This window comes from Mesorhizobium sp. M2A.F.Ca.ET.067.02.1.1 (assembly GCF_004023285.1).
GTDB lineage: Bacteria > Pseudomonadota > Alphaproteobacteria > Rhizobiales > Rhizobiaceae > Mesorhizobium.
Genome location: NZ_RZSB01000147.1, coordinates 1 through 9,964, shown reverse-complemented (window position 1 = coordinate 9,964; position 9,964 = coordinate 1). Strand labels below are relative to the sequence as shown.

Annotated in this window: 6 protein-coding genes and 2 pseudogenes; 7 read left to right on the top strand and 1 reads right to left on the bottom strand. The window is 62.7% G+C overall.

Annotated elements, in window-relative coordinates; translation table 11 throughout:
- Positions 1-203, bottom strand: a pseudogene (locus tag EOA28_RS13160) (NTP transferase domain-containing protein); the annotation flags it as partial.
- Between the two features lie 192 nt (positions 204-395).
- Between EOA28_RS13160 and EOA28_RS13155 the strand changes: the two are divergent.
- The 7 genes and pseudogenes from EOA28_RS13155 to EOA28_RS13125 all read left to right on the top strand — a co-directional run bounded on the left by EOA28_RS13155 (position 396) and on the right by EOA28_RS13125 (position 9,841).
- Positions 396-1,058, top strand: a complete 663-nt coding sequence (locus EOA28_RS13155; RefSeq protein ID WP_128314939.1) for a cytochrome c family protein — start codon at positions 396-398, stop codon at positions 1,056-1,058.
- 157 nt (positions 1,059-1,215) lie between these two features.
- Positions 1,216-3,096, top strand: a complete 1,881-nt coding sequence (locus EOA28_RS13150; RefSeq protein ID WP_127249668.1) for an extracellular solute-binding protein — start codon at positions 1,216-1,218, stop codon at positions 3,094-3,096.
- Positions 3,096-4,973 carry an extracellular solute-binding protein gene (locus tag EOA28_RS13145; protein ID WP_127249669.1) on the top strand — a complete coding sequence of 626 codons (1,878 nt, stop codon included), beginning with the start codon at positions 3,096-3,098 and terminating at the stop codon, positions 4,971-4,973. Before EOA28_RS13150 ends, EOA28_RS13145 begins: the two co-directional genes overlap by 1 nt.
- 30 nt (positions 4,974-5,003) lie before the next feature.
- Positions 5,004-6,097 (top strand): annotated as a pseudogene (locus EOA28_RS13140) (microcin C ABC transporter permease YejB).
- The gene (locus EOA28_RS13135; RefSeq protein ID WP_127249671.1) at positions 6,097-7,236 is read left to right on the top strand and encodes an ABC transporter permease; all 1,140 of its coding nucleotides are present in this window, start codon (positions 6,097-6,099) and stop codon (positions 7,234-7,236) included. The pseudogene EOA28_RS13140 and the gene EOA28_RS13135 overlap by 1 nt, the downstream one beginning before the upstream one ends.
- Positions 7,233-8,861, top strand: a complete 1,629-nt coding sequence (locus tag EOA28_RS13130; RefSeq protein ID WP_127249672.1) for an ABC transporter ATP-binding protein — start codon at positions 7,233-7,235, stop codon at positions 8,859-8,861. Before EOA28_RS13135 ends, EOA28_RS13130 begins: the two co-directional genes overlap by 4 nt.
- 38 nt (positions 8,862-8,899) lie before the next feature.
- Positions 8,900-9,841 (top strand): glyoxylate/hydroxypyruvate reductase A, encoded by a 942-nt coding sequence (locus tag EOA28_RS13125; protein WP_127249673.1) that lies wholly within the window; start codon positions 8,900-8,902, stop codon positions 9,839-9,841.
- The last annotated feature ends 123 nt before the right edge of the window (positions 9,842-9,964 follow it).

Here is a 9,964-nt window from a genome sequence, read left to right as displayed (position 1 = left end):
GTCATGACCGCCTCGAAGCCATGCGCCCGCACGGCCTCAGCGACAGCTTGCGTGTCGGTCGCCACCACGCCGCGGCCGAGCCCAGCCTCGGCGGCGCGGCGGGCGACATGGACGATCATCGGCGCGCCCGCAATGTCGGCCAGCGGCTTGCCCGGCAGGCGCGTCGAGGCCATGCGGGCGGGGATCAGGATCAAGGTTGACATCGGATTTTGGAGCGGTCGAAAAACAGGGGTGGAAAAGTGGCAAAAGGTCTCACTGGAGGCGCCCTTATAGGTGTTGCAACGCCAGAGCAAAAGACCTAGTTTCCGCCCGGTTTGACTGGCCTTTCAGGGCAGTCGCGATACCGACGGACGGAGTGGACGGGACGGTCCGCCGGAAAAGGGAGCAAGGGGCGTATGGATTCCAACGAAGTCAACAAGCTGCTCGGCGGATTTCTGGGAACCTGCTTCATCGTCTTTTCGATAGGCCTCGTCTCGGACGGGCTGTTCGCCTCGCCCGCCCCCGAAAAGCCCGGCTTCGCCATCGAGGCGCAGGAGCCGACCGAAGGCGGCGCGGCCGCGCCGGCCGCGGCTGAAAAGCCGATCGCCGATCTGCTCGCCAGCGCCAGCGCCGATGCGGGCGCCGCCATCTTCAAAAAGTGCCAGGCCTGCCATTCCGGCGAAAAGGGCGGTCCGAACAAGGTCGGTCCGGATCTCTGGGACATCGTCGACCGCCCCGTCGCCGAGCACGAGGGCTTTGCCTATTCGTCCGGCATGAAGGATTTCTCCAAGGGCGGCCAGGAGCACTGGAACTACGACAACCTCAACCACTTCATCACCTCGCCGAAGAAGTTCGTGAAGGGCACGGCGATGGGCTTCGCCGGCCTGCCGAAGGAAGAAGACCGCGCCAATGTGATCGCCTATCTGCGCACGCTGTCGGACAATCCGAAGCCGCTGCCGCAGCCGGGCGCCGCCGCCGACGCCTCGGCGAAGCCTGCCGAAGCCGCCAAGCCGGCGGATGGCGCAGCTAAACCGGCCGGAGGAGCCGCCCCGGCCAAGCCCGCGGCGCCTGCTCAATAAACAATTTGTAATGGTGATATCCTCAGAAAAGCCGGGTTCGTCCCGGCTTTTCTGTTAGGAAACCTGCATAGGCGGCGACAAAGCCGGCACTTGCGGTTTCCACCGGCGTCAAATGATCTAGATTGCGGGTGGTTGGAACTAGCGACGAGGAGAACGCATGAAGGTTGGCCGCTTCCGCACGCTTTTCGCATCGGCGCTGGCGCTCGCCTTCGCCGCCAGCCTGCAGGCCAGCTTCGCCGATGAGTGGCACACGACATCGTCGCTGATCGGACCTTCCAAATACGGCGAGAACTTCCAGCGTTACGATTACGTCAATCCGGATGCGCCGAAGGGCGGCACTTACAATGCCGTCGCTATAGGGACCTTCGACAGCTTCAACCCGTATATAGTGCAAGGGTCGCCCGCCGCCGGCTTCGCCGATTTTGGTGGCGGCCTGCTTTACGACACGCTGATGGAACAGGCCACCGACGAAGGCAGCGTCAGCCACCCGCTGATCGCAGACGCCTTTAAGTACCCTGCCGATTTTTCCTCGGCCACCTACCGGCTCGATCCGCGCGCCAAATGGCATGACGGCAAGCCGATCACCGTCGACGACGTGGTCTGGTCATTCCAGGTGCTGAAGGCCAACAGCCCCAGATACAACCGTTATTTCGAGAACGTGACCGAGGCGGTCGCGATCTCGGATCGCGAGGTCGAGTTCCATTTCAACCAGAAGGGCAATCGAGAGCTGCCCAAGATCCTCGGCGATCTTGTCGTTTTGCCGAAGCATTGGTGGGAAGGCACCGATGCAAGCGGCAAGAAGCGCGACATCACCAGGCCGACGTTGGAGCCGCCGCTGGGCTCCGCCGCCTACAAGATCGCCAGCTTCAGGCCCGGTTCGGAGATCGTCTGGCAGCGGGTGCCCGACTATTGGGGGGCCAAGCTGCCGGTGAAGATCGGCCGCGAGAATTTCGACACGCAGCACTTCACTTACATCCTCGACGACAACGCCGCATGGCAGGCCTTCACCAAAGGTGGACTTGACGACACTCATCGCGAGATGAGTTCGCGCAGATGGGCGACGTTCTACAACTTCCCGGCCTTCAAGGCTGAGGACGTGATCAAGAAAACCTTCGAGAGCGAGCATGCGCAGCCCATGCAGGGCTTCGTATTCAACCAGCGGCGACCGCTTTTCCAGGACCGCAGGGTGCGTGAGGCGCTGACCCTGCCCTTCGACTTCGAGACGATGAACAGGACGTTGTTTTTCGGTTTCAACACCAGAACATCGAGCTATTTCCAGGGCACCGAACTGGCGTCAAGCGGGCTGCCGCAAGGCAAGGAGCTGGATATCCTGGAGAAGTATCGCGATAAGCTGCCCCCCGAATTGTTTACGCAGGAGTTCAAGCTGCCTGTCTACGACTCGCCTCAGGCTGAGCGGAAATACCTCAAACAGGCAGTTGATCTTCTTGCTCAGGCCGGCTGGCAGATAAAAGGCGGCAAGATGGTCAACGCGAAGACCGGCGCGCCGCTTAAGTTCGAGATACTGGGTTCGAACGATACCGACCAGATCATCTCCAGCCCTTACATCGCCAACCTGCGCAAGATTGGGGTTGACGCCACCCTACGCATCATCGACCAGACCCAGTATATCAACCGTATCAATCATTTCGACTTCGACGTGGTGACGACGGTGCTTCAGCAATCTGAATCGCCCGGCAACGAGCAGCGCGAATTCTGGAGTTCTAAGGCAGCACAAACCCCGGGATCGCGTAATCTGATGGGCATCCAGGACCCGGTCGTCGACGCCCTGATCGATCGGATCATTTTCGCCACCGATCGCGCCGACCTTGTCGCCGCCACCCATGCCCTTGACCGGGTGCTCTTGTGGAACTTCTACGTTCTGCCGCAGTACTATCGATCGGCTGTCTGGTATGCCTATTGGAACAAGTTCGGCATGCCGGAAAAGCAGCCGGCGTATCTCGGCGCCGACATCGATTCCTGGTGGATCGACCCCGCGAAGGAAAAGGCGCTGGCCGCCAAGTACAAGGGCCTCAATTGATGGAGCGGCGGACTTTGCTTCCTCGCCGCGATTTCCTGGCGCTCGGCGCCGCAGCCACTGCCGCCGCACTGCTGCCAGGCCGGGCGTTTGCCGACACGCCGACCGGCGTCAAGCTGCACGGCCTGTCGGCCTTCGGCGACCTGAAATACAAGCCCGACTTCACGCATTTCGACTATGTCAACGTCGATGCGCCGCAAGGCGGCACCTTCAATTTCTCGCCGCCCAATTGGGGCGCCAACCAGAGTCCGCAGACCTTCAACACGCTGAATTCCTTCGTCCCCAAGGGCGATTCCCCGCAGCGCATGGAGATGTGCTTCGATACGCTGATGGCGAGGGCGCTCGACGAGCCTGATGCTGTTTACGGGCTGATCGCCGAAAGCGTGACGATTTCTGACGACCGCAACAGTTTCACCTTCTCGCTGCGCCCGCAGGCACGGTTCCACGATGGTTCCCCGCTGACTGCGGAAGACGCCGCCTTCACCTTCAAGCTGCTGAAGGACAAGGGGCATCCCGACTACGCGCTGTCGCTGACCCACCTCGACGACGCGGCAGCCGTCGACGTTCACACGCTGCAGCTCAAATTCTCAGGCAAGCAGTCGGCCCGCACCATCCTGAACGTGGTCGGATTCCCGATCCTTTCGAAAGCCTTCTTCACCGCCAATCCCTTCGACTCCTCCCAGCTCAACCCGCCGCTCGGCTCAAGCGCCTACAAAGTCGGGCGCTGGTCGGCGGGCGCCTGGGTCGAATATGAGCGCGTGGCCGACTATTGGGGCAACGACCTGCCGGTCAACCGCGGCCAGAACAATTTCGGACGCATCCGCATCGAATTCTACCAGGATCGCACAGCCGGGTTCGAGGCCTTCAAGAAGGGCGAGATCCTCTACCGCGAGGAGTTCACCTCGCGCGTCTGGGCGACGGCTTACGCCTTTCCGGCCTTTACCGCCGGCAAGGTGATCAAGCATGAGTTCCCGGCCGAGACCACGCCTTCCATGCAGGCCACCGCGGTCAACCAACGGCGCGAGCAATTCAAGGACCCACGCGTGCGGCAGGCGATCGCGCTCTGCTTCGATTTCGAATGGACGCGGCGCAACTTCTTCTATGGCTCCTATGAACGCTCGCAGTCCTGCTTCGAGAAATCCGACTTCCGGGCTACGGGCATGCCGTCGCCGCAGGAGCTGGCGCTGCTTGAACCGCTGCGCGACCAGCTGCCGCCGGAGACCTTCGGTGAAGCGGTGACGCAACCGCCATCGGATGGGTCCGGACGAGACCGCAAGCAACTGAGCGCTGCGCTGAAGCTGCTCGCACAGGCTGGCTGGAAACGCTCAGGCGATTTCGTGCTCAATGACAAGGGCGGCCGGCTGGCCGCTGAATTTCTGGTCGACGACGAGACCTTCGTGCAGGTCTATTCGCCTTGGGTCGCCAACATGAAAGCCATCGGCATCGATGCCTCGATCCGCCTGGTGGATTCGGCGCAGTACCAGCTGAGGCAATCAACATTCGATTTCGACCTGCTCTCGGCCGCCTTCAATTTCAGCGCCACGCCGACCCGCGACGATCTGGAGATCTTCTTCCACTCGCGCAGCGCCGCGGTGTCGGGCTCGCGCAACCTGTCGGGCGTTGCAAGCCCAGCCGTCGATGCGCTGATCGATGCCGTCGGCGCCGCCAAGGACCGTGAAAGCCTGACCACCGCCATGCGCGCGTTGGACCGGGCCTTGCGCGCGCGGCGCGATTGGATTCCAAGTTGGTATCTGGCGAATCACCGAAGCGCCTATTGGGACATGTTCGGCTTTCCAGGGCAGAAACCCGATTTCGGCTTTCCGGTCGAGGCGCTGTGGTGGTTCGACAAGGGCAAGGCGGCAAAGATTGGCAAAGCCTGACATGATCATCCGCGCGGGGCCTGTCGCCTGATGGGCGCCTATATCCTGCGCCGCATTCTTCTCATGATCCCGACGCTGTTCGGCATCATGGCGATCTCCTTCGCGGTCATCCAGTTCGCGCCGGGCGGCCCGGTCGAGCAGGTGATCGCCAAGCTGACCAACCAGGGCGGCAACGACCGCCTCGGCAGCGGTGGCGGCGACGCCGGTGGCGGCAATCTCGACGTGGCCGGCGATGTCGGCTCGAAATATCGCGGCGCGCAGGGGCTCGATCCTGAATTCATCAAGAAGCTGGAAAAGCAGTTCGGCTTCGACAAGCCGCCGCTCGAGCGCTTCGGCATGATGCTGTGGAATTATATCCGCTTCGATTTCGGCGACAGCTATTTCCGCGATATCTCGGTGCTGAACCTGATCCTGGAGAAGATGCCGGTCTCGATTTCCATCGGTCTGTGGATCACGCTTCTGTCCTACCTGATCTCGATCCCGCTCGGCATCCGCAAGGCGGTGAAGGACGGCTCGACCTTCGACGTGTGGACCAGCGGCGTCGTCATCGTCGGCTATGCCATTCCCGGTTTCCTGTTCGGCATCCTTCTGATGGTGCTGTTCGCCGGCGGTTCGTTCTGGGACTGGTTCCCGCTGCGCGGCATCGTTTCGGACAATTGGGACCAGCTGTCCTGGCCCGCCAAGATCGCCGACTATTTCTGGCATATGACGCTGCCGCTGACGGCGCTGGTGCTGTCGGCCTTCGCCACGACGACGCTGCTGACCAAGAACTCTTTCCTCGAAGAGATCCGCAGCAATATGTCGTGACGGCGCGCGCCAAGGGCCTGTCGGAGCACAAGGTGCTCTACGGCCACATCTTCCGAAACGCCATGCTGATCGTGATCGCCGGCTTCCCCGGCGCCTTCATCTCGGCCTTCTTCACGGGCTCGCTGCTGATCGAGAACATCTTCTCGCTCGACGGCCTCGGCCTGCTCGGCTTCAAGTCGGTGATCGACCGCGACTATCCGGTGGTGTTCGCCACCCTCTACATCTTCTCGCTGCTTGGCCTGTTCGTCGGCCTGTTGTCCGACCTGATCTACACCTGGGTCGATCCGCGCATCGACTTCGAGCGGAGAGACATCTGATGGCCGAGGCTGCGATCGAAAGCGCGCCGGCCAGGCCTAGCAGGCCATTCCTGTCGCCGCTCAACCAGAGGCGGCTGCAGAATTTCAAGGCCAACCGGCGCGGTTACTGGTCGCTCTGGATCTTCCTGCTCCTGTTCGTGCTGTCGCTGTTTTCCGAGCTGATCGCCAATGACAAGCCGATCATCGCCTCCTACAAGGGCGAGATCCTGTTTCCGGTCCTGGTCGCCTATCCGGAAGAGAAGTTCGGTGGTTTCTACGCCGTCACCGACTATCGCGATCCGGTCATCCAGGACGAGATCAATGCCAATGGCTGGATGATCTGGCCGCCTGTCCGTTACTCCTATCAGACCGTCAACAACGCCATTCCAGAGCCGGCGCCGGCAAAACCATCCTGGCTTTACGACAAGAACAAGCGCTGCGGCCAATACCCGAAGGGAGAGGCCGACGAGAACTGCGTTGTCGGCAACTGGAACTGGCTGGGCACCGACGACCAGGCCCGCGACGTGCTGGCCCGAGTGCTCTACGGCTTCCGCATCTCGGTTCTGTTCGGGCTGATCCTGACGCTCGGCTCGTCGCTAATCGGCGTCGCGGCCGGCGCGGTGCAAGGCTATTTCGGCGGCTGGACCGACCTTCTCTTCCAGCGTTTCATCGAGATCTGGTCGGCCATCCCGGTGCTTTACCTGCTGCTCATCGTCTCGGCCATCCTGCCGCCCGGCTTCTTCATCCTGCTCGGCCTGATGCTGCTGTTTTCCTGGGTGGCCCTGGTCGGCGTGGTGCGGGCCGAATTCCTGCGTGCCCGCAACTTCGAATATGTCAACGCGGCGCGCGCGCTCGGCGTGCCAAACCTCACCATCATGTTCCGGCACCTGTTGCCCAACGCCATGGTGGCGACGCTGACCTTCCTGCCCTTCCTGCTCTCCGGCTCGATCTCGACGCTGACCTCGCTCGACTATCTCGGCTTCGGCCTGCCGCCCGGCTCGGCCTCGCTCGGCGAATTGCTGAAACAGGCGCAACGCAACCTCAACGCGCCCTGGCTCGGCATTTCCGGCTTCATCGTGATCTCGCTGATGCTGTCGCTGCTGGTCTTCATCGGCGAGGCGACGCGCGACGCCTTCGATCCGCGCAAGACGTTCAAATGAGCGAAGCCCTGCTGTCCGTCCAAGATCTGAGCGTCGCCTTCGCGCAGGGCGGCAAGCAGTCCATCGCCGTCGACCATGTCTCGTTCGACATCGGCAAGGGCGAGACGGTTGCCCTGGTCGGCGAATCCGGCTCGGGCAAATCGGTATCGGCGCTGTCGGTGCTGAAGCTCCTGCCCTATCCCGCCGCCAGCCATCCCTCGGGCAGAATCCTGTTCAGCGGCGCCGACCTGCTCGCCATGAACGAGAAGGCGTTGCGCGGCGTGCGCGGCAACAAGATCACCATGATCTTCCAGGAGCCGATGACCTCGCTCAACCCGCTGCACACGATCGAGCAGCAGATCGTCGAGGTGCTGCAACTGCATCAAGGCCTGCGCGATGCTCCGGCCAGGGCGCGCACGCTGGAGCTGCTCAACGAGGTCGGTATCCGCGAGCCGGAGAAACGTCTCGATGCCTACCCGCACCAGCTCTCCGGCGGCCAGCGCCAGCGCGTCATGATCGCCATGGCTTTGGCTAACGAGCCGGAGCTTTTGATCGCCGACGAGCCGACGACGGCGCTCGACGTGACCGTGCAGGCGCAGATCCTCCAGTTGCTCGCGGAGTTGAAAAGCCGCAAGGGCATGTCGATGCTGTTCATCACGCACGACCTCGGCATCGTCAGAAAGATCGCCGACCGTGTCTGCGTGATGACCAAGGGCAAGATCGTCGAGACCGGGCCGACCAAGGAGATCTTGGCCAACCCGCAACATCCTTACACGAAGCATCTCTTGGCCGCAGAGCCGAAGGGCAAGCCGCCTGCGGCAGACCCGGGCGCCAAATCCGTCATGGCGGGCAAGGACATGAAGGTCTGGTTCCCGATCAAGAGGGGCTTCTTCCGCAAGACCGTCGACCATGTGAAGGCCGTGGACGGCATCGACGTCACCGTGCGCGCCGGCCAGACGCTGGGCGTGGTCGGCGAATCCGGTTCGGGCAAGACGACGCTCGGGCTGGCGCTCGCGCGGATGATCTCCTCGACCGGCACGATCAACTTTAACGGACGCGACATCAACCAGCTCTCCTTCAGCGCCATGCGGCCGCTCAGGCGCGAATTGCAGATCGTTTTCCAGGACCCGTTCGGATCGCTCAGCCCACGCCTGTCGGTTTCCGAGATCATCGAGGAAGGGCTGAAGATCCACGAGCCGAAGCTCTCGCCCGACCAGCGCGACGACAAGGTGGTCGCCGTGCTGAAGGAGGTCGGTCTCGATCCGGAAACGCGCCATCGCTACCCGCACGAGTTCTCCGGCGGCCAGCGCCAGCGCGTCGCCATCGCGCGCGCCATGGTGCTCAATCCGCGCTTCGTCATGCTCGACGAGCCGACCTCGGCGCTCGACATGAGCGTGCAGGCGCAGGTGGTCGATCTTTTGCGTAACCTGCAGGCCAAGCACAATCTCGCCTATCTCTTCATCAGCCACGACCTCAAGGTCGTCCGCGCCCTTGCCAATGACGTCATCGTCATGCGCAATGGCAAGGTCGTCGAAGCGGGACCTTCCGAACAGATCTTCGGCAGCCCGCAGACCGACTATACGCGGGCGCTGATGGCGGCGGCCTTCAAGATCGAGACGGCGCCGACCGGCGTGGTCAGCGAATAGGCCCGGCTGGATTGACGTAACAAGGACTGAATCCGCAAATGGAAAAAGGCAAAATCCTGCTTGCCGTCACGGCCTTTCATCCGCAGCGCTGGCATCAGCTGCTGGCGGCCGAGCGCGAGGTGGTGCTGGAGCCGGCAGGCGCCAACGATCCCTCGATCGCCTACGCGGTGGTGTGGAAACATAAGCCGAACCTGCTCTCCGGGCTGCCCAACCTGCGAGCCATCTTCTCGGTCGGCGCAGGCGTCGACCATATCTTCGCCGATCCCGGCCTGCCCGACGTGCCGATCGTCAGGGTGGTCGCCGACAATCTCACCCAATACATGACCGAGTATGTCGTCTGGCGGGTGCTCGATCACCATCGGCACGGCATGCTCTACCGGGCGCAGCAGCCGAAGAAGATCTGGCACGAGCCGCCGCAGCGCCCGGCCGGCGACATTTCCGTCGGCATCATGGGCCTCGGCCATCTCGGCCGCGCGGCGGCATCGGTGCTTTTGTCGCTCGGCTTTGCCGTCAACGGCTGGTCGCGCACCGACCGGCCGATGAAAGGTGTTTCGACCTATGCCGGCGAGGCGGGGCTGATCCCCTTCCTCAACGCCACCGATATTCTCGTCGTGCTGTTGCCGCTGACGCCGCAAACCCAGGGCATCGTGAATTACGGGCTGCTCAAGGAGTTGCGCCGGCGCAACGGGCTTGGCGGCGCGGTGCTGATCAATGCCGGTCGCGGACGCCTGCAGAAGGACGCCGACATCGTGCGCGCGCTGGACGACGGCACGCTGAAGGAAGCGAGCCTCGACGTGTTCGAGGTCGAGCCGCTGCCCAAGACAAGCCCGCTGTGGAGCCATCCGAAAGTCTTTATCACGCCACACGCGGCGGCGACATCGGATCCGGCTCATCTGGTGCCAGCCATGCTGCGGCAGATGGATGCGTTCGAGCGCGGCGAGAAGCTCGAAAACCTGGTCGACCGCGAGGCCGGATATTAGTTGCCTTGGCAGACCCCATGCCTTGGCGATTGGCCGAGACGCCTGTCGCGGTCGTCATCCACGGGCGGAGCAAGGAGCGTAGCGACGCGCGCAGACCCGAGGATCCATGCCGTGACTTGGAAG